Source organism: Natronococcus amylolyticus DSM 10524 (genome assembly GCF_000337675.1).
In the GTDB taxonomy this organism is placed as follows: domain Archaea; phylum Halobacteriota; class Halobacteria; order Halobacteriales; family Natrialbaceae; genus Natronococcus; species Natronococcus amylolyticus.
Map to the genome: position 1 here is coordinate 14,726 of NZ_AOIB01000037.1, position 20,162 is coordinate 34,887.

The following is a 20,162-nucleotide window of genomic DNA, read 5'->3' on the forward strand; positions in this document are numbered from 1 at the left end:
GGAGCGTTGTCGGGTCGATTAACTCGGGAGACCTGACTCTTCCGATTGCACCTCCAGCGTCGATACCGTCGGGATGGGACGCCGGTGACGTGAGAGAAGCAGCGGAGCGGGCGGGAGTCCCGGCCGAACGTCCTCGCCCGCTACAGCAACTCGAGGACGGAGCGAGCGAGGTCTTCGCCCGTGACGAGCGACGTGAGGAACAGCACGACGACAGCCGCCAGGAAGATCGCCTGCTCGAACCGCGACGGCTCGAAGTACCGGCGGACGGCCGCGAACAGCGCCAGCGCGGTCAGCGGAAGTCCGATGACGCCGTTGACCGCGGGCATCAACAGTGCCAGATCGACCGGCGTGAAGTCGGTGAAGGCGAGGATCGGAATCGCCAGGGCGACCGAGAGTCCGATCAGGAAGTGGACGGTGCGCCGGAAGTGCAGATCGCCGAACTGGGTCGAGATCCCCGAGGACTGGGGCACCATGAATCCGGCGGCGAACAGCGTCCCTGTGGCGCTGCTGAAGGAGGCGGCGCCGACTGCGAGGATGAAGAGGCCGAGGACCCACTCGCCGATCATCTCGACCAGGGGTTCGGCGGGCGTGGTAAACGCCAGGTCGGCGTCGGGCATCGAGATCGCGGCCGCGACGATCACGGTCGCACTGAGCGCGATGACGGCCGCCAGTCCGACCGTGTGATCGCGCCGGTAGCGCGAGACGTCCCAGTTTTTCTCGTGTTGCATGCTCGTCTGGATGAAGAAGTTCGGGTAGTAGACGGTCGTCCCGAGCAGCGCGATAATCATCGTCATGTACTCGATGTCCCCGACGATCTCGGGGACGAACCCACCGGCGATACCCGTCGCCGGCGGCTGGAGGTTCGCCACGATGACGAGATAGGAGGCGAATATCGCGAACACGAGCGCCGCGATCACGCCTTCGATCCGGCTGTAGACCCGGAGTTCGACCAGTGCGATTCCCAGCGCTGCCGAGACGATGACCGCGACGTACAGGTTCGACAGCGGCGTGAGGTAGACGAGTGCAGCCCCCGCGAGGGCGTAGTTGGCCACGCTCCAGAACTGCATGATAAACGAGATCCCGAACGCGAACGGTTTCGCGGTCCGCTCCCCGAGAACGTCCCTGATGTAGGTCATTAGCGGACGGTCCTCGGCGGCCAGGCGCGCGGACATTTCGTGCATCGCCAGCCCGACGCCGAGCCCGAGGGGTAACACCCACAGGAGGCCGTATCCGAACAGGAGTCCTGCCTCGGTCAGGATGTAGACGGAGCCGGCGCCGAAGATGTTCGCTGCGAACAGGAGCCCGAGCCCGTACTGGTGAACCGTTTCCTTCGCCCGCTCGAACGGCACGTCGACGACAGAACTGGTTTGGCCCATGGATCGAATCTCACCCTGAATCGCGCTGGAGAGTCAGCGTCGTTCGGTGCCGACTCTCCGACAACCGCTCGCCGTGGATCGGATTCCGAATCACCATACCCGAACCGTCGGGCGGGATTCGTTTGAGAAGACAGCCTGAGATGGCGTATGTTCGGAAAGATAGTAAAGAAGTGCAACCATTCGTCGACTGCCGATCGGGACGGACGCTCATTTACGGTCCGGCGATAGCCGTCAAACACCCGTTACACCCCCCACACACCCATTACACCCCCACATTCGTCTCATCGCGCTCGCGCGCGTACGCGAAGTTTTATACCCAACCGGGCGCTACCCGAAAACAGGTTTCTCATGTCCCAGGAAAGCGAGTACGGCGCCGGACAGATCCAGGTCCTCGAGGGCCTGGAGGCTGTGCGAAAGCGACCAGCGATGTATATCGGCTCTACCGACGCGCGGGGGCTTCACCACCTCGTCTACGAGGTGGTGGACAACTCGATCGACGAGGCCCTCGCCGGTCACTGCGACGACATCACCGTCACCATCAACGCCGACGACTCGGTGACCGTCTCCGACGACGGTCGCGGGATCCCCGTCGACACCCACGACGAGTACGAGCGCCCCGCACTCGAGGTCATCCTGACGGTCCTCCACGCGGGCGGGAAGTTCGACAACAAGTCCTACCAGGTGTCGGGTGGGCTCCACGGTGTCGGCGTCAGCGTCGTCAACGCTCTCTCCGAACGGCTCGAGGCGGAAGTCAAACGCGACGGTGCGGTCTTTCGCCACGCGTTCGAGGCGGGCGAGCCCGTCGGCGACATGGAGCGCGCTCGCGACATGGACGACGACGAGGAGACCGGAACGGAGGTCACGTTCTGGCCCGACACGGACGTCTTCGAGACCAGGGACTTTTCGTTCTCGACGCTGTCGAACCGCCTTCGGGAGCTCGCCTTTCTCAACTCCGGCGTTCGCATCACCCTCCGTGACGAGCGCCAGGAGACCGAGGACGGCGAGGTCATCGAGGAGACCTACGAGTACGAGGGCGGTATCCGCGAGTTCGTCGAGTATCTCAACGAGACGCGCTCGGTGATGCACGACGACGTTATCTACTTCGAGGACGAGGACCAGAATATCCAGGTCGAGGTCGCGATGCAGGCGACAGAGGACCTGCAGGGGTCGATCCACGCCTTCGCAAACAACATCAACACCCGCGAGGGCGGGACCCATCTCACCGGGTTCAAGACCGCGCTGACCCGGGTCGTCAACGACTACGGCAACGAGAACAATCTACTCGGCGACATCGACGGTAACCTCACGGGCGAGGACATCCGCGAGGGACTGACCGCGGTAATCTCGGTCAAACACCCCGACCCGCAGTTCGAGGGCCAGACGAAGACGAAACTCGGCAACAGCGAGGTTCGGGGAATCGTCGAGGGCGCGATGCACGAACAGCTGGGCACCTACTTCGAGGAACACCCCGACACCGCCCAGGCGATCGTCCTCAAGGCCGTCGAGGCCGCGAAGGCCCGCAAGGCCGCCCAGAAGGCCGAGGAGCTCACGCGCCGGAAGTCCGCCCTCGAGTCAACCTCCCTCCCCGGGAAACTCGCGGACTGTCAGACGAAAGACCCCGAGGAGGCCGAGCTGTTCATCGCGGAGGGTGACTCCGCGGGCGGCAGCGCAAAGCAGGCCCGCAACCCCGAGTTCCAGGCCGTCCTCCCGATCAAGGGGAAGATTCTCAACGTCGAGAAACACCGCCTGGACCGCATCCTCGAGAACGACGAGATCCGCAACATGATCACCGCGATCGGCGCGGGGATCGGCGACGAGTTCGACATCGACGACGTGCGGTACAAGAAGATCATCATGGCGACCGACGCCGACGTCGACGGCGCCCACATCCGGACCCTGATGCTCACGTTCTTCTACCGGCACATGCGACCGCTGCTCGAGGGCGGCTACGTCTACGCGACCCAGCCGCCACTGTACCGCATCCGCTACCGCGGCGAGACCTACGACGCGATGACCGACGCCGAACGCGACGAAATCGTCGAGGAGGTCTGCGACGGGAATCCGACCCAGGTCCAGCGGTTCAAGGGACTGGGCGAGATGAACCCCGAACAGCTCTGGGAGACGACGATGAACCCCGAGAACCGAATCCTCAAGCAGATCACGGTCGAGGACGCGGCCGCGGCGGACAAGATGTTCTCCGTGCTGATGGGCGACGCCGTCGAACCGCGCAAGCAGTTCATCAAGGACCACGCTCCCGAGGCGGAGTGGATCGACATCTGAGGTAATCGAATGCACGAGACTACACGAAGACGAGACCGAGACGCAGCGAGTACCCACGCATGAGTTCGGAAGTACCCGATCCCACCGATATCGAGGCGGCCTCGATCGAGTCTGTCCGGATCGAGGACGAGATGGAGCAGAGCTACATCGACTACGCGATGAGCGTCATCGCGGGCCGGGCCCTGCCCGACGTCCGGGACGGCCTCAAGCCGGTTCACCGGCGCATCCTGTACGCGATGCACGAACTGGGCGTCTCCTCGGGCAGCAGTCACCGCAAATCCTCCTCGATCGTCGGGGAGACGATGGGTGACTACCACCCCCACGGCGACAGCGCGATCTACGACACCCTGGTCCGGATGGCCCAGGACTTCTCGATGCGCTACCCGCTGGTCGACGGCCAGGGGAACTTCGGCTCGATGGACGGCGATCCGGCCGCCGCACCCCGGTACACGGAGGCCCGGATGGCCCCCGTCGCCGAGGAACTCCTCGAGGACATCGGGAAGGATACGGTCGACTTCTCGGCGAACTACGACGACCGCCTGCAGGAGCCCGACGTTCTGCCCGCAGCGTTCCCGAACCTGCTGGTCAACGGCTCCTCGGGGATCGCGGTCGGGATGTCGACGAACATCCCGCCGCACAACTTAGGCGAGGTGATCGACGCGACGATCGAACTGATCGACAACCCCGACGCCACCGTCGAGGACTTAATGGATCACGTCAAGGGTCCCGACTTTCCGACCGGCGCGAACATCGTCGGCCGAGACGCCGTCTACTCGGCGTACAAGACTGGCCGCGGACGGGTTCGAGTTCGCGCCGAGTTCGAGGTCGAGGAGTGGAAGTCCGGTCGCGAGCGGATCGTCGTCACCGAGCTTCCCTTCCAGGAGAACAAGGCTCGCCTCGTCGAGCGCATCGCCGAGGACGTCACGGAGGGCGACCTCGAAGGGATCACGGACCTGCGCGACGAGTCCGACCGCGACGGCGTCCGCGTCGTCATCGAGCTCAAGCGCGGCGCGAACGTCGACGTCGTCAAGAACAAGCTTCTCGAGAGCCACCTCGAGAAGACGTTCGGTATCATCAACCTCGCGCTGGTCGACGGCCAGCCCCGGGTGCTCTCGCTCAGAGAGACCCTGTCGGAGTACGTCGACCACCGCCGCGAGGTCGTCCGCCGGCGCAGCGAGTACGACCTCGCGGAGGCCGAGGACCGAGCGCACATCCTCGAGGGGCGACTGAAGGCCGTCGAGAACGCCGAGGACGTCGTCGAACTGATTCGCAACAGCGAGGACCGGTCCGCGGCCAAGGCGGGGCTGCAGGACCAGTACGGCTTCTCGGAGGAGCAGGCCCAGCACATCGTTCGGATGCAACTCGGCAGTCTCACCTCGATGGAGGCCGCCGAGATCGACGAGGAGTACGAGGAGGTTCAGGCCGAGATCGAACGCCTGACGGAGATCCTCGAGAGCGAGTCCGAACTGCTCTCGGTCATCAAAGACGAACTCCGCGAGATCAAAGAGGAGTACGGCGACGAGCGCCGAACCTCGATAATCGAGGACCAGGGGACGGTCACCCACGAGGACCTCATTCCGGAGGAGGAGGTCGTCGTCGTGATGACCGAGGACGACTACGTCAAGCGGATGCCGATCGACGACTTCGACCCCCAGGGCCGAGGCGGGAAAGGGATCATCGGCGCGGACGTGAAAGACGACGACCGCGTTTCGACGGTGTTCCGGGCGAACACCCACGACTTCCTGCTTTGCTTTACCAACCAGGGGAAGGTCTACCAGCTGAAGACCTACGAGATCCCCGAGATGGGCCGGACAGCCCGCGGGAAGTCCGCGGTCAACATCCTCGATCTGGACGCCGGCGAGGATATCACGGCGATCGTCGACACCGATGCGTTCGGCGACGACGAGTATGTGACGATGGTCACCAGAAACGGCTACGTCAAGCGGACTGCCGGCGAGGAGTTCGACAACATCCGCTCGACGGGGATCATCGCCGCCGATCTCGAGGAGGACGACGAACTGGTCGACGTCGAAGTCACCGACGGCTCCCAGGACCTGGTGATCGCCACCGAAGGCGGGATGACGATCCGCTTCGACGAGGGCGAGGTCCGGGCGATGGGACGAAACGCCCGCGGGGTCAACGGCATCAAGCTCACCGACGACGACGCCGTCGCCGGACTGGTCGCGACCGACGAGGCCGACGAGCGCGCGCTACTGACCGTCACCCGGAACGGGTACGGCAAGCGGACGCCGCTCTCGGAGTACCGGACCCAGTCCCGGTACGGGAAGGGGCTGATCGATATCAAGACCGACGGCCGGAACGGACACGTAACGACCGTCAAGGCCGTCGACGCCGACGACCACCTCGTCATGATGAGCGAGCGAGGCCAGATCGTCCGGACACGGGTCGACGAGGTCTCGACCGTCGGCCGGAACACGATGGGCGTGACCGTCATGGACGTCGACGACGGCGACGCCGTCGCGAGCGTCGACGTCCTGCCGGCGGCCTCGGTGGCCGAGGAGAACGAGCACGCCGACGCGAACTGACGGCGCCACAGCTCGGTTTTCTGAGGGGTAAGAACGGACGACAGAGCGGAGAATCGAGAGAACGGTCCCCAGCCAGCTAGTGGCTTGGCTCCTCGGCTGGCGCGACCATATCGTCGATCCGGAGGATGAGAATGTTGTTCGTATCGTCTCGCCCGTCGAGGGTCCCCTCGATGACGAGCTTCGACAGCGGCGTCGGGCCGACCGTGACCGCGTCTCCTTCCTCGATCCCGTCCGAGGTGCCCTGCATGTGGATCTCTGCCCGGCAGAGTTCGGGGTGGTGGACGCTCGAGAGGTCGATCTCCTCGACGATGATACCCTCGAGGGGTTCGCCCTCGTGTTCGACGGGGACGGAGGCGGGGTCGTCCATCTGCTGGATCTCGAGGGCCTCGAACGCGGCAGCGGTCGGCTTGTAGCCGCCTTTCGGACCGGGGACGCCCTCGACCAGCTGCAGTGCCTTCAGGCTCTGCATCTGGTTACGAATCGTTCCGGGGTTGCGGTCTACCTGTTCGGCGATATCCTCGCCCTTGATCGCGTCCTCCGATTCCTTGTGCAAGTTCGTCAACGCGCGGAGAATTTTCTTCTGGCTAGGGGTGAGTTCGATTGATGACATGCTGTATTCTTCGTGATTGATTTCCTTAAACCCGACGGGTAGGTCGGGACGTTCGGTCGATTAGGAGGTAGCTGCCCGACCCAGTAATCAGTTTCCTTTCCGCCCTCTGTGGAATTCGAGCTACAGCCGCGTCCCCGCGAACGGGTCAGCCGGGGAGGATCCACCCCTCCACGATGACGTCCTCGAGGACGAACATGAGCGCGACGCCGGCGACGAACGTCACGGCGTTGAGGCGCGTCACGATCGTGTCGGCGTCGAAGCGGATGAGTTCGGCGAGTTCGACCAGCACCTGCAGGATCGCGCCGATCGCGATCGCGTAGAAGATCACGGCGAGCAGCGCCGAGTCCGCGAGACTGCCGATCCAGCCGCCCAGGATCACCGGACCCCCGGCCAGTACGCCCATGATGGCGAAGTGGTGAAGCGGCGGGCTCGCCGTATCACGGGCGACCGCGGCGACGACGGTCGGGCCCTCCATGATGTTGTGCATGACGAATCCGATCACCAGGAGCATCACGAGTTCGCCCTGGCCGAGAACGAACGCCGTCCCGATGGCCAGCCCCTCACCGATGCTGTGGAGACCGAGCGCGACGGCCACCAGGTACGCGACGTGGAGGCCGCTCTTCTCGGCACCCGTCGCCGCCGTTCGCTGGCGCCACCTGCTGAGTGCGTACATGATTCCGAACGTCGCGGCTACACCTCCGACTGCGGCGACTACCGCGACCGACGTACTCTCGAGTTCGCCACCGTAGTCGATCACCTCCTCGGTCATCTCGAAGGCGATAAAGGCGAGCACGCCGGCCGAGAGGGCGAGAAACGCGTGGATGAGCCGGTAATCCAGTGCGCGAATGAACGGAAACCAGAGCATCCCGATCGCGACCGGAACGATCCCGGCCAGGAAGCCGATGATCGTGAGCATCCAGAGGATATCGACGGTGCTCGCGTCCGCCATCGATCCGAGATCACCAAACGGAGAGGTAACGACCAGCAGGGCGAGCACGGCCGCCAGAACGACGAGCGGAGCGATAGCGAGAACCCAGTGGGGGACTCGCTCGTGTATAGGCAACTCGTTATCCATACTGCCACACCTCGATCCGGACGCGTCGCTGATTCATTACGCATTCTTTAGACGCGTCTAATCATATACCTTTCTCACTTACGTTTCGACTGAGATTAATCAAATGTCGGCGACAAGACGACTACGGTTCGGAATCGTAAATTAGCCTTCGGCCTCGACCGGTCGGGCGACGCGGACGTGATGAGCGACCGTCTCGGGGATCGACACCGGCTCGTCGTGTGCACTCGAGCGGGCCGTCACCATGCCGAAGGGTGCGACCTCGAGGATCTCGAGTTCGACCCCCGGTTCGATGCCGTGGTCGGCCAGATAGGAGAGAATCTCCGGATCGCGGTCGGCGACCTCCTCGACGACGACGACGTCGCCTTCCTCGAAGCCGGCGATAGATTCGCCCGCTCGGCGCTCGGGCGGCTCGAGGTCCGCGCTGGGGATCGGCGAGCCGTGGGGATCGACCGTCGGCTCGTCGAGCGCGGCCGCGACGCGAGCCTCGAAGTCCTCGCTAATGTGGTGTTCGAGCCGGTCGGCCTCCTCGTGGACCTCCGACCAGTCGTAGTCCAGATGCTCGGTCAGGTAGGACTCGAGCAGCCGGTGGTGGCGAACGACCTCGAGTGCCACCGTCTCGCCCTCTTCGGAAAGGGTGACGCCGCGGTACTTCTCGCGGTCGACGAGGCCGCGTTCCTCGAGTTTCTCGAGCATGCTGGTGACGGTCGGCGACGTAACGTCCAGCTCCTCGGCGATCGCCGACGTTTTGATCCGGTCGTCGGTCCCCTGCTGAAGCTGGTAGATCGCCTTGAGGTAGTCTTCCATCACGTCGCTCAGCATCATTTCGATCGGTTTTCGAGCCGTCTAACCCTAAACCTATCGACGCCGAGATTCGACGTGAACCGGCACGAACAAAACGCTGCTCCCGAAAGGGATCGTATGGGTCAGACAGTGCGAATCATCGGCGCGCCGATGGACTACGGGGCGAACCGTCGCGGCGTCGACATGGGACCGTCGGCGATCAGGTACGCCGCCCTGGCCGACGAACTCGAGGGGGCAGGGGTCGAACCGGTCGACGCCGGCGATCTACACATCCCGCGGGCCGAGGAACGCGATCCGGACGCCACCCAGCCTCGCGAGGGGAACGCGAAGTTCCTTCGCGAGGTCGGCGACGTCTGCTCGCGGCTCTCGGAGGAAGTCGCCGAGACGCTCGACGACGGGGAGTTTCCGCTCGTGTTGGGCGGCGATCACTCGGTCGCGATCGGCTCGATGACGGGAGCCTCTCGAACCGCGGAGCTGGGTGCGATCTGGTTCGACGCCCACGCCGACCTCAACACGCCCGAATCCTCGCCGAGCGGGAACGTCCACGGGATGCCACTCGCCGCGGCACTCGGCTGGGGGGCGTTCGACGAGATGGAGTGGGCCAGCGCCCCCAACCTCCGCGAGGAGTCGATCGCGTACGTCGGCCTCCGCAGTATCGACGAGCGCGAACGCGAGTGGATCCGCGACAGCGAGATGACCGCGTTCACGATGGCCGATATCGACGAGCGAGGGATCACGAACGTTGTCGAGGACGCCCTCGACGTCGCGACCGACGGGACCGACGGGATCCACGTCAGCCTCGACCTCGACTGGCTCGATCCGAAGGCGGCCCCCGGCGTCGGGACCCCGGTTCGTGGCGGCGTCACCTATCGGGAGGCCCACTCCGCGCTCGAGCGGGTCTCGACGCGAAACCGGCGTGACGACATCCTTCGCTCGATGGACGTCGTCGAGGTGAACCCGATCCTCGACGAACGTAACGAGACGGCGACGCTCGCGGCCGACCTCACGGCAAGCGCCTTCGGCAAGCGGATCCTCTGAATCGCGTTCGCTCGGGCGGACTCCAAGCATGTGAATCTCTCTCCCGGCCATTCCTGTTTCAACACCTTTGTATCGGAGTGTTTCAGAGTGACACGTATGACCGAGAACGTCGTCGTACTCGGCGCCGGCTACGCCGGGGCCGGTGCGGTCAAAACGCTTCAATCGGAGCTCGATGACAACGCGCGCCTGACCTGGATCGCCGACGTCGACTACCACCTCGTCCTTCACGAGTCCCACCGCGTGATCCGTGATCCCGACGTCCAGGAGGACATCACGATCCCTGTCGAGGAGATCGCGGCACCCTCGACCCGGTTCGTCGAGGACGAGGTCACCGGTCTCGACACCGACGAACGAGTCGTCGAACTCGCCGACGGCGAGGACGTCGACTACGACTACGTCCTCGTCGCGCTGGGAAGCCAGACCGCCTACTACGGCATCCCCGGCCTCGAGGACCACTCGCTGACCCTCAAGGGCCTCGACGACGCCCTCGAGATCCACGAGGCCGTCGTGGAGGCGAGCCGCGAGGCGACCCGCGGCGACCCCGCCCAGATCGTCATCGGCGGCGCCGGCCTCTCGGGCATCCAGACCGCCGGCGAGATCGCCGAGTTCCGTGACAACCACCGCGCGCCCCTCGAGATCCACCTCGTCGAGGCCTTAGAGGAGATCTTCCCCGGCAACGATCCGGAGATCCAGCAGGCGCTTCGGGACCTGCTCCAGGACGCCGGCGTCCAGATCCACACGGACGATCCGATCACCGAGGCGAACGACGACGTGATCCACTTCGACGAGGGCGAGCCCCTGAGCCACGACGTGCTCGTCTGGACTGGCGGAATCACGGGCCAGGACGCCCTCGAGACGGCCGACCTCGAGAAGGAGCACAACCGCGTCAACGCCGGCGCGAACTTCCAGACGTCGAACGAGCGCGTCTTCGCGATCGGCGACTCCGCGGTCGTCGATCAGGGCGACCGACCCGCACCGCCAACCGCGCAGGCCGCCTGGCAGGCCGCGGACGTCGCCGCCGAGAACATCAACCGCGCCATCCAGAACCGACCGCTGAAGACCTGGGAGCACAAGGACAAGGGGACCGTCGTCTCCGTCGGCGACAAGGCCGTCGCCCACGGCGTCAAGCCGGCGTTCGGTCTCGCGCTCCCCGTCGACACCTTCGGCGGCGTCCCCGCGAAGAACCTGAAGAAGGCGATCGCCGCCCGCTGGATCGCCGACGTCTCCTCGGCGAACCGCGCTCGAAAAGCCTGGCCGTCCCTGTAGCTGCGCCGTCGTTCGATCAGTCCTCGGCGAGCGACTCCGCGTCCATCGGACGGGCCGGCACACCCGCCACGGTCGCACCGGGTTCGACGTCCCGCGTGACCAGGGAGTTCGCCGCGACGCTCGCGCCCGCGCCGATCTCGACGCCCGGTAACACGATCGCGCCCGCGCCGATCATCGCCCGCTCGCCGACGACGACCTCGCCCGTTCGGTACTCCTCCTGGAGGAACTCGTGACACAGCAGCGTCGCATCGTAGCCGACGATCGCGTGATCCTCGACGGTGATCAGCTCGGGCCAGAACACGTCCGGCGTGGCCTCGAGTCCCCAGGAGACACCGGTGCCGACGGTGACGCCAATCCGCCGCAGGAGCCAGCGCTTGAGCCGCAGGCTCGGCGAGATCCGGACGAGCCAGACAACGACGTAGTTGATCGCGACCCGGAGCGGGCTGCGCGCTCGGGTCCAGTGGGCGAGGGAGTTGGCGACACCGGGCGTTCGATGGCTGCGCACGCGGTCGTGGCGGGAGGGCGTCTCGTCGGTCACTACGGGAAGCGTTCGGGTCGTCGACACATGAAACCGATCGGTTTCACCGCCTTCACTCGGCTCCACTCCGTCTCGAGGGCGGGTCCGCACTCGAGCGCTCCCCGGGAAGCCCGACTTTCTCGCGGAAGCGCTCCCCCGAGAGTTCACACCGATAGGCGGGTTTGAACATCATGTTCGCGCCGCCCTCCCGGACGTTCCACGCGGACTCGACCTCCTCGCGCAGGTAGTACTGGGCCTGGACGTTACCCTCCCTGACGTAGTAGTCGCTGATCCGGATCGGATCCCGGTCGAACAGCCCGCCCGGCTCGCGGCCGTCGACGATCACGACCGGCTTCTCGAGGTAGAGCTCGTCGCCCCGCGCGCGCTTGGCGTGGGCGTTCTCGGGGTGGGCCTCGAGGATCGCTCGCCGCTCCTCGTCCGACTGTTCGGGGGTGACGACCGCGACCGAGTCGACGGTGAAGTAGCCGATCAGGTAGCGGTGAGCGCGGTCGCCGCCCGGTCGCCGGAGTCCGGCGTAGAAACCGACGACGTCGCCGGGTTCGAGGGCGCGCAGCCGGGAGACGTAGCCGCTAGTGCGGTGTTCACCGTAGGTCAGGGCCTCGAAGTTGGGATCGCGGTGTAGCGGCCAGGACTCGAGGTCGTCGCCGGAGATGGGGTCACGGCCGCCACGAACCGGCTGGGGCTCGATCCGGGTCGTGAGATCGGCCGCGACGCCGTCGTCGCCGCGCAGCGCCCAGGAGCCGAGCGTCTCCGTCTCCGTCGTCTCGCGGGTCTTCTCCGGGATCGGGACGTACTCGAACCGTCCGTCGTCGTACAGCGGCCCGAGCGCTCCGAGGTTCGTGCTGTCGGCGCCAACGCCGGCGAGAACGACCGTCATAGCCGACCTCTCCGCAACGAACGCCGATAAAGCCGCCGGTCGCGGACCGTTTGCGGTCGACAGCTACCGACCCGAGCGAGCATCGTTCGCTGTCGGCTCGTGTCGGACTGGAGCCATACCTACACAACGTGGTGAAGGCTACTCAACTGTCGAGTTCCAACCGTTTGGCAGTGCGCGAGTTCGTCGAGTGCAGCGACTGTGAGTTCGTCCTGCTGGCGGGGGGTGGCTCCGATCCCGTTCCAAAGCGCCAGGATGTCTGCCCGAGGTGCGACGGAACCGAATTTCGATTTCCCGACGGAGGGCCGGTCGACTGAAACGATTCCTACACCGATATACAACCGTCGCGTAGCTCGACCTGAACCGACAATTAGCGGCTGCTACCGCTCCCGTCGGGTGCGCCGAGCGCGTCGACGACGCGAAGCGCTCGCTTCTCGCAGTCACAGCCACTCGTCGAACTGATCGGACGAATCTTTCCGTCGGGTCGGCGCCAGACGGCACAGACCGCGCCGCAGTTCTCACAGACAGCGGCTCGTTTCTCTCGGTTTTCCGTCGTCATCGTCGAAACGCCGGGTCGGGGTGGTGGTCAGCGGGTGGTGGTCGGCAGGTGGTGGTGTGTCATCGGTAGCTCTTCCCGGCATCGTTCGTTGCTCGCGACGAGCGTATTGAACCGGGCGATCGTCCGCTCGAGTTACCGATCGTTTATCGGAATTATCGTGACTTTCTCCACGCCATCCCGAACCCGTTTGGATCTCACTTTCTTCGTCCGGTCTGCGAACGGTCGGGTCGGCGATCCTGCCACTATCCGCGTCGATCACCGAATCGGCCGCACGCTCGAGACGACACGCCGACCTCGGCTGCTCTCCGCGTTCAGTACGAGGATACGAGCGCGTTCTGGACGGTATTCTCGTCAGAATCCCACTGCCGACGCGTTCAACGCGGGTATTACCGTGGTTGATGATCCCTCGAGTCGACCTCCCCGGTGAAATACGCCGGCACTCGACTTCTGCGGCTCACGTTTTTGCTCGCGTCAAAAGAGAGAGTACGGGGACTCGCTACGCTCGCCCTCGTATCCCCACGTTTGCTCCGAAAACAGTGGGACAACGGTCGCAGCGGAGCTGCTCCCTGTTTTCATTTTCACGCTGCGAAAAGTGGGACCTCGGTCGCAGCAAAGCTGCTCCCTGCTCCCATTTCCACTCCTCACGTCACAACGGTCGCTCCGCTCCCTCTTTCGTTACGTCGTGAAAATGGGACCGCCGAGAATTGAACAGATGCAAGACGGTCCAGCTCGCTTCCGTTGGTCGCTCGCTGGCTGCGACTTGCGTGCTCAATTCTCGGCTCTTTCGATAGTTCTGCCGCTCACGTTTTTGTTCGCGGCAGAAATGGGACCGCCGAGAATTGAACTCGGGTCCTACGGACCCCATCCGCAGAGGATACCACTACCCCACGGTCCCGTACCTTGACCGATGGCCGTCTGCCGTTTAAGCGTGTCGTTTCGCCTCGAGACTGCCGTCCGAACTCAGATCAGCACTCGCTCGAGGTCGACGACGGTTCCCGACGCCGCGTCAGAATCCCCGACCAGTGTGCCCAGACAGACGGCGGCGCCGTCGGACGTGAAACAGGCCACCAGCGACCCCCGCTCGGCGTCGTCGGCCTCGAGCACGCCGGGCGCGTAGACGGGCGCGCCAGTCGCGACCTGCTCGGCCGCGCTGTCGGCGATCGTCACTCGAGGGATGTGCTCGAGGATGCGCTCGGCGGGCTCGACCACGTCGTACAGAGGCTCGGGGTCGTCGTCCTCGAGCCAGAACGCGAGTGCGTCGTAGAACTCCTGTGCCGTATGCAGCGTCGAGTCGTCGAACGGCGTCGTCGCCGTCCGGCGGAGGTGGCCCATGTGGCCGCCAGTGCCGAGTGCGAGCCCCAGGTCGTGACAGAGCTTGCGAACGTAGGTCCCGCTCTCGCAACCGATCCGTACGAGCAGCCGTCGGTCCTCGACCTCGAGGACGTCGAGGTCGTAGATCTCGCGCACCCGGAGCCGACGCGAGACGGCACTCTTCCGGGGTGGTTTCTGGTAGATCGGTCCCTCGAACTCGCTGGCGATCGATTCGGCGTCTCCCGGCACCGAGCCGTGACACTCGAGGACGGCGACGTACTCCTTTTCGCCCTCGAGAAACGTCTGGGCGAGTCGGGTCGCCTCGCCGAGCATGACCGGCAGACAGCCCGTTACCTTCGGATCGAGGGTGCCGGCGTGGGCTGCCTGGTCGATCGGCTCCGCGCCGTGTTTGGTGAGGGCGTCGGCGACCTCGTCGCGGAGCCAGCCGCTGACCTGATGAGAGGACGGTCCCGGAGGTTTGTCGAGGTTGACGACGCCGAAGCGCAACAGTTCGGCGGGTGAGCGTTCCTCGGGTGGGCCACGTAACGCCATCAGAACTCGTAGTCTGCGGTGACGGGTGCTTTCCCCTCGTCGCCGTCGGCCTCATATTCGTCGACGGCGGTAACGAGCATGTCGAGGACGGCGTCCGGACCCCAGCGGGCCGTGTTCACCGAGAGGTCGTAGATCGTCAGATCCCGGATGTCGATCCCGTAGTACTCCTGGTAGCGCTGGGCCTCGCTCGCCTCCCGTGCCTCGGTCTCTTCGGTCGCCCGCCGCGGATCCTTCTCCTCGCGTTCGGCGATTCGCTCGCCGCGGACCGACGCCGGGGCGTCGAGCCAGAACCGGAAGTCGGCGTAGTCGCCGGCGAGCCAGCCCGCCAGCCGGGACTCGAGAACCAGATCGTCATCCTCGGTGGCGATCTCGCGGAGCCGACGGTCGAGATCCCGATCGATCTCGTCGTTCTCCTCGGCCAGCTTGTTGAACTCGAGGGGGGTGTAGCCGCGTTCGTCGGCCAGTTCGCGGAAGATATCCCCGCCGCTGACGTGGTCGAGATCGAAGGCGTCGGCGAGTAACTCAGCGGTCGTACTCTTCCCGCTTCCCGGCGGGCCGGAGACGGTAAGTAACATATTCGAACTGCGGCGGGGCGGGTAAAATGGGTTTTGAATCGGCCGACGCCTCGAGCTCGGTCGCGCGAAGGGCGTCTCCGCGCTTTACGTGCTCGAGGGCGTCATGTCGATGTTCAACGCCTTGCGAAGCAGCTGGGTGAACCCCATCGAGCACAGGAAGTACCAGACGATCCAGGCCCACATCGGACCGAGCAGCCCCTCGTCGAGGGCGACCTCGCCGACGATCGGCATGATCATCATTCGGTCGGCCTCGGTGATGTGGCCGCCGAGGATCTTCCAGTACATCCAGAGGAACAGCGGGATGGTAAACAGCATGATCCAGACCATCGGCCGGAACTGCTCTTTGAACATCCCGAGGTTGTCGGCCATCGCCTCCATCTGTTCCTCACGAACATCCTCCATCTCGTTCTCGAGGCGCTCGATCTCGGCTTCGCTCGCGTCCCGTTCCTCGGCTTCCTTCTTGCGCTCGCGGACGTCCTTCTGTTTCTCCTGCATCGCCTTCATCCGTTCCTGGTACTTGCCGATCCGCTCGGGGTTCATCAGGTTCGCCTGCAGGAGCGTCGAGTACAGTCCCGTCAGCAGCGCGACCGAGAGGATCACCGCGTAGAACGGCAGCGCCGCGTCGAGCGGGCCGAACACGAGATCGATTGTGCCGCCGACGGTGTTCCGGACGGAGTCGAGCCAGTAGCCGATCATCAACAGGACGGAGCCGACGGCGGCCAGCTTGTCCCACTGGGACCAGCTCGCGGCATCCTCGTCGATGTCGACGTCCGGCACCCCGCCGCCGACGTCGCCGTCACCGTCGAGGGCCTCGTCGTAGGCCTCGCGGTCGGCGATTTCGAACCCCTCGTCGCCATCGACCAGCACCCCCTTCTCGATCAGTCGGCCCCACTGTCCGCTGGTCAGATCGTCGTTGACGTCTCCCCACTGAACCTCGCCGCCGTTCCTGTCGGCTTCCTCGCGGACCGCCTCCAGGGCCTCCGTTATCGAGGAATCCTCGCGGACGAGGGCGTTGATCTTCTCGGCTGTACGCGTCATCTGCCAGAGGCTAGGGTACGTCCGATATACAAGTGTTTTTCTTCGCGTGCCCGAGCCCCGACCGGACTCGAGTCGCGTTCGGTCCGGCTCAGGTAACGTCTTCGATCGTCGCCCTCTCGAACTACTCCGGTGGTAGACAGCCTACAGAGCGAAAATACCGCACTCGAGACGTTACTCCCGCTCGAGCTGGTCGTACGTCTCCCTGTTCCGATCCCGATTGTATCGGGCAAGATTCAGTATCGCTTCACGGCGCTCCTCAGCCATGGATCCGGTTCGAACCGCCTCGAGAAGCCTCAAGCCTCGAGTGTTGGGAGTCGATCTCACCGGACGTCACGCTTGAGACTCGTTCTACGCGGCGTCTTCGATCGTCGCCTTCACGTCTGCCCAGACCTCGTCGGGCGCCTGATTGCCGTCGACGCGTTCGAGGACGCCCTCCTCCTCGTAGTGTTCGACGACCGGCTCCGTGTTCTCCCGGTAGACTCGCAGCCGTTCCTTGACGGTTTCCTCGGTGTCGTCCTCGCGCTGCTCGAGGCGACCCTCGATCTCAGGGTCCTCCGGCGGGTTGTACTCGACGTGGTAGATCTCGCCGGTCTCGGGATCCATCCGACGACCCGTCAGCCGGTGAACCAGCTCCTCCTCGTCGACGTCGAGGTAGAGCACGACGTCGAGGTCGGTCATCTCCGAGAGCTCCTCGGCCTGCTCCAAGTTCCGCGGGTAGCCGTCGAGCACGTAGCCGTCGGCTTGGGAGAGCGCCTCGTCGACGATGGCGTTGACGACCTCGTCGGGGACGAGTTCGCCCTGGTCCATGTACTCCGCCGGCGTGTCGTACTCCGTGTCCATGTCGGAGATGTCCATCTCCTTGTTCGAGCGGAGCGCGTCGCCGGTCGTGACGTGTTCGACGTCGAACTCTTCGGCGATGTTCGCGCTCTGTGTCCCTTTTCCCGCTCCGGGTGCGCCCAGGATCAGGATGTGTGGCTGTGCCATGTTCCCTCGTTCAGCACCGTCACATAAAGGCTTAAAGAATCGGGCACGTCGGTACGGGTATGACGCGATTCGACGCCGACGAGCCGGCCGAGCGACGGAAGCTGTACGCCGACGGAATCCAGGCACACCGCGAGCGAGGGGACGGGTTCGTCACGTTCGAGGTCGATACGGACTCCGTCTCGGCGGCCGAGGACCTCGACCCCGAACTGGGAACACCGTGGGTCCAGTTCGCCGACGGGACGATCAACGTCGACTGCACCGACGAGGAACTCGAGACTCTCAAGGGACTGCTCTCGGAGTTTCCCGTGTTCAAAATCGACGAGATCCACCGCTCCGAGGAGGTCGAGGGCGTCAACGTTCGGATCAGCGCGAAGGCCGATCCGAACCGGATCGGGCAGTTCGTCGACGCCGTCTTCGCCCGCGTCTACGGGCTCCCCGAGGAGTTTCGCGTCTGGGTCGTCGATCTCTGATACGGACTACTGGAAGACAGTTTCGGCGCAACCCCGAGCCGTCTCGCGGTTACGCCGGCAAACTGGTACAGCGGACCGTCTGATCACTCGATTCGGAGCTCGCCGCCCGAGCCGTCCTCGCCCTCGCTTCCCTCGTCCCACTCGAGTTCGAACTCGACGCTGAGCTCGGCGGGGCCGCCCGAACTCGAGGTTTCGCGTTCGGCCTTGATCTCGAAGGTCGGGCGAGCGGGCGGAGACATCGTGACCGACTCGCCGCCGGCCTCGAGGGAGATGTCGCCGCCGCCGTCGACCGAGTCGGCGACCGACCGGAGGTAGTCGGCGATCTCGTCGCGGTCCATCGATTGTTCGAACTTGAACAGCACTTCTTCTGGCATACGAGAGGAGAGGAGCTATCGGGTATAGAACCTGTCGCCGAGTTCTGACCGACGGGAGCGATCGAAAGCCGTTCGATCCGTCCAGTCGCTGGATTTATCGCGGCCGAAAATAGAGGATACGGTACAGACGGAATCGGATCGCTCCGGTCTACGGATCCGACCGTTCGCCGCTTCGGAGCGGCGATCCCTTACCTTGTTACGCATGACGTCTGCTAGATCTCCGCCCTGTCGATCGTCGTCTCGCCTCGAGATCCCCGATCTCCCGAACTCGATCGTCAGCACGAGTATGAGGTGGTCGCCGTGCACGTGATTATCGTCGGGGCCGGCGAAGTCGGCCAGTCGATCGCCGAAAACCTTCAGGAAACCCACGACGTCGTCGTCGTCGACCGGGACGAGGAGATCATCGAGGATCTCACCTACTCGATGGACGTCCTCGCGATCCGGGGGAACGGAACCGACATCTCGACGCTTCGAGAGGCGGGTCTCGACGAGGCCGATCTCGTGATCGCATCGACGGACAACGACGAGTCGAACGTCGTGATCTGCGGGGCCGCCAAGACCGAAAGCGATGCGTTCACCATCGCCCGCGTGCGACGCCGGACGCTGCTCGAGACCTGGCAGGGAACCCAGGGAGCGTTCGGCGTCGACTTCATGGTCTGTACGGACCTGCTCGCGGCCCAGACGATCTTCCGGATCTCCGGGCTGCCGGCGGCCCAGGACGTCAACATGTTCGCGGGCGGGCTCGTCCGCATGGCGGAGTTCGAGATCGGTCCGGACAGCCCCGTCGCCGACCTCTCCATCCAGGAGGCGGACTGTTACGACTCGATGACGTTCGCCGCGATCTTCCGAGAAGGGGAGATGACCGTCGCGAGCGGGGAGTCGGTCATCCGATCCGGTGATCGAGTCGTCGTCATCGGGAGCCCCGATTCGGTGAAAGGATTCGCCTCGGATATCACGACGCCCGATCACAGCGAGAACAGGGAGATCGTCATCATCGGCGCCAGCGAGATCGGCTTCCAGACCGCCCGCGAGTTCGAGGACCACGGCTACGAACCCCGCCTGATCGAGCAAGACCACGATCGCGCCCGGGAGGTCGCGGAGGCGTTGCCGAACACGATGGTGATGGAGAGCGACGCGACCGACACGGACTTTCTCGTCCGGGAGCACGTCGACGAGGCCGACATCGTCATCGCGGCGCTCGACGGCGACGAGAAGAACCTGCTCGTCTCGCTGCTGGCCAAACGTCTGGGGGTCGATCGAACGATCGCGGTCATCGAGAACCTCCAGTACGCCGAACTCTTCGAGCAGGTCGGCGTCGACGTCGCGATCAACCCCCGCGAGGAAACCGCCGAGGAGATCATTCGATTCACGCACACGGCTCACACCGAGAAGATCGCGATGGTCGAACACGACCGCGCCGAAGTCATCGAGATCGAAGTCGGCGAAGACAGCGCGATTACCGGACGACCGATCGCCGAGGCAGCCGCGGAGTTCCCCGACGGCGTCGTGATCGGCGCGATCTCGAGACGGGGCGACCTGATCACGCCACGGGGGACGACCGTCGTCGAACCCGGGGATCACGTCGTCCTCTTCGTCGACGCGACGGTTCTCGATCAGGTCCTCGAGATGCTGTAGACCGTCGTCCGCGTACCGACTGTCGTCCGGTCACCGTTCCTCGAGTCGCCTCCCGTTCTTCACTACGAACCCGTCTTCAGTCTCTCGGCTCGAGCTGTGGCGTTCACCCCGTTGCCCTGTTCCTCCTAATGCGACCAGTCGCTCACGACGCTTCCCGAGCCGAATCGCTCGGTGGAACCCGTCCTCGAACGTATTCCAAATCAACTGCACTTATCCCTCCCGACGAGAGAGTACGAACGCAACGCCGTACGCACGGCGCC

General features: G+C 64.7%; 18 protein-coding genes and 1 tRNA gene. 6 read left to right on the plus strand and 13 right to left on the minus strand.

What is annotated here, in order from left to right; genetic code table 11:
• Positions 1 to 140 precede the first annotated feature (140 nt).
• Entirely contained in the window at positions 141 to 1,376 is a 1,236-nt protein-coding gene (locus tag C491_RS18565; RefSeq protein WP_005559174.1) for an NRAMP family divalent metal transporter, read from the minus strand.
• A gap of 348 nt (positions 1,377 to 1,724) precedes the next feature.
• On the opposite strand from C491_RS18565, the gene gyrB reads away from it, so the two are divergent.
• Together gyrB and gyrA are read left to right on the plus strand one after the other, a co-directional pair.
• Positions 1,725 to 3,656 carry a DNA topoisomerase (ATP-hydrolyzing) subunit B gene (gene gyrB, locus C491_RS18570; protein ID WP_005559175.1) on the plus strand — a complete coding sequence of 644 codons (1,932 nt, stop codon included), beginning with the start codon at positions 1,725 to 1,727 and terminating at the stop codon, positions 3,654 to 3,656.
• A 59-nt stretch (positions 3,657 to 3,715) separates the two neighbouring features.
• Positions 3,716 to 6,202, plus strand: coding sequence for a DNA gyrase subunit A (gyrA, locus tag C491_RS18575; RefSeq protein WP_005559178.1), 2,487 nt, complete (start codon positions 3,716 to 3,718; stop codon positions 6,200 to 6,202).
• 76 nt (positions 6,203 to 6,278) lie between these two features.
• Here the strand turns inward: gyrA and C491_RS18580 are convergent, their stop codons facing one another.
• The 3 genes from C491_RS18580 to C491_RS18590 all read right to left on the minus strand — a co-directional run bounded on the left by C491_RS18580 (position 6,279) and on the right by C491_RS18590 (position 8,709).
• Entirely contained in the window at positions 6,279 to 6,812 is a 534-nt protein-coding gene (locus C491_RS18580) for an Rrf2 family transcriptional regulator (protein WP_005559179.1), read from the minus strand.
• 145 nt (positions 6,813 to 6,957) lie between these two features.
• Positions 6,958 to 7,887, minus strand: coding sequence for a ZIP family metal transporter (locus C491_RS18585; RefSeq protein ID WP_005559181.1), 930 nt, complete (start codon positions 7,885 to 7,887; stop codon positions 6,958 to 6,960).
• A 141-nt stretch (positions 7,888 to 8,028) separates the two neighbouring features.
• Entirely contained in the window at positions 8,029 to 8,709 is a 681-nt protein-coding gene (locus C491_RS18590; protein ID WP_005559183.1) for a metal-dependent transcriptional regulator, read from the minus strand.
• Positions 8,710 to 8,805: 96 nt separating this feature from the next.
• Here C491_RS18590 and rocF point away from each other — a divergent pair, with 96 nt between their 5' ends.
• The gene (gene rocF / locus C491_RS18595) at positions 8,806 to 9,726 is read left to right on the plus strand and encodes an arginase (RefSeq protein WP_005559185.1); all 921 of its coding nucleotides are present in this window, start codon (positions 8,806 to 8,808) and stop codon (positions 9,724 to 9,726) included.
• Positions 9,727 to 9,822: 96 nt separating this feature from the next.
• Complete coding sequence (locus C491_RS18600) at positions 9,823 to 10,992, plus strand: NAD(P)/FAD-dependent oxidoreductase (protein WP_005559187.1); 1,170 nt, start codon at positions 9,823 to 9,825, stop codon at positions 10,990 to 10,992.
• A gap of 16 nt (positions 10,993 to 11,008) precedes the next feature.
• Here the strand turns inward: C491_RS18600 and C491_RS18605 are convergent, their stop codons facing one another.
• From C491_RS18605 to C491_RS18640, 8 genes are all read right to left on the minus strand, one after another.
• The gene (locus C491_RS18605) at positions 11,009 to 11,530 is read right to left on the minus strand and encodes an acyltransferase (RefSeq protein WP_049892370.1); all 522 of its coding nucleotides are present in this window, start codon (positions 11,528 to 11,530) and stop codon (positions 11,009 to 11,011) included.
• Between the two features lie 52 nt (positions 11,531 to 11,582).
• Entirely contained in the window at positions 11,583 to 12,407 is an 825-nt protein-coding gene (locus C491_RS18610) for an Nmad3 family putative nucleotide modification protein (RefSeq protein ID WP_005559191.1), read from the minus strand.
• Between the two features lie 367 nt (positions 12,408 to 12,774).
• Positions 12,775 to 12,963, minus strand: coding sequence for a hypothetical protein (locus tag C491_RS18615; protein ID WP_005559193.1), 189 nt, complete (start codon positions 12,961 to 12,963; stop codon positions 12,775 to 12,777).
• 824 nt (positions 12,964 to 13,787) lie between these two features.
• A tRNA-Pro gene (locus tag C491_RS18620) sits at positions 13,788 to 13,858 on the minus strand.
• A 65-nt stretch (positions 13,859 to 13,923) separates the two neighbouring features.
• Entirely contained in the window at positions 13,924 to 14,826 is a 903-nt protein-coding gene (locus C491_RS18625) for an RNA-guided pseudouridylation complex pseudouridine synthase subunit Cbf5 (RefSeq protein ID WP_005559195.1), read from the minus strand.
• Entirely contained in the window at positions 14,826 to 15,401 is a 576-nt protein-coding gene (gene cmk, locus C491_RS18630) for a (d)CMP kinase (protein WP_005559197.1), read from the minus strand. Before cmk ends, C491_RS18625 begins: the two co-directional genes overlap by 1 nt.
• 84 nt (positions 15,402 to 15,485) lie before the next feature.
• On the minus strand, positions 15,486 to 16,439 hold the full coding sequence (locus C491_RS18635) for a DUF106 domain-containing protein (RefSeq protein WP_005559199.1): 954 nt from the start codon (positions 16,437 to 16,439) through the stop codon (positions 15,486 to 15,488).
• Positions 16,440 to 16,787: 348 nt separating this feature from the next.
• Complete coding sequence (locus tag C491_RS18640; RefSeq protein ID WP_005559201.1) at positions 16,788 to 17,423, minus strand: adenylate kinase; 636 nt, start codon at positions 17,421 to 17,423, stop codon at positions 16,788 to 16,790.
• Between the two features lie 59 nt (positions 17,424 to 17,482).
• On the opposite strand from C491_RS18640, the gene C491_RS18645 reads away from it, so the two are divergent.
• A complete protein-coding gene (locus tag C491_RS18645; RefSeq protein WP_005559204.1) occupies positions 17,483 to 17,893 on the plus strand; it encodes a hypothetical protein in 411 nt (136 codons plus the stop codon).
• An 83-nt stretch (positions 17,894 to 17,976) separates the two neighbouring features.
• Here C491_RS18645 and C491_RS18650 read toward each other — a convergent pair whose 3' ends face one another.
• Positions 17,977 to 18,267 (minus strand): amphi-Trp domain-containing protein, encoded by a 291-nt coding sequence (locus C491_RS18650; protein ID WP_005559206.1) that lies wholly within the window; start codon positions 18,265 to 18,267, stop codon positions 17,977 to 17,979.
• Positions 18,268 to 18,567: 300 nt separating this feature from the next.
• Between C491_RS18650 and trkA the strand changes: the two genes are divergently transcribed.
• Entirely contained in the window at positions 18,568 to 19,902 is a 1,335-nt protein-coding gene (gene trkA, locus C491_RS18655; RefSeq protein WP_005559208.1) for a Trk system potassium transporter TrkA, read from the plus strand.
• Positions 19,903 to 20,162 lie beyond the last annotated feature (260 nt).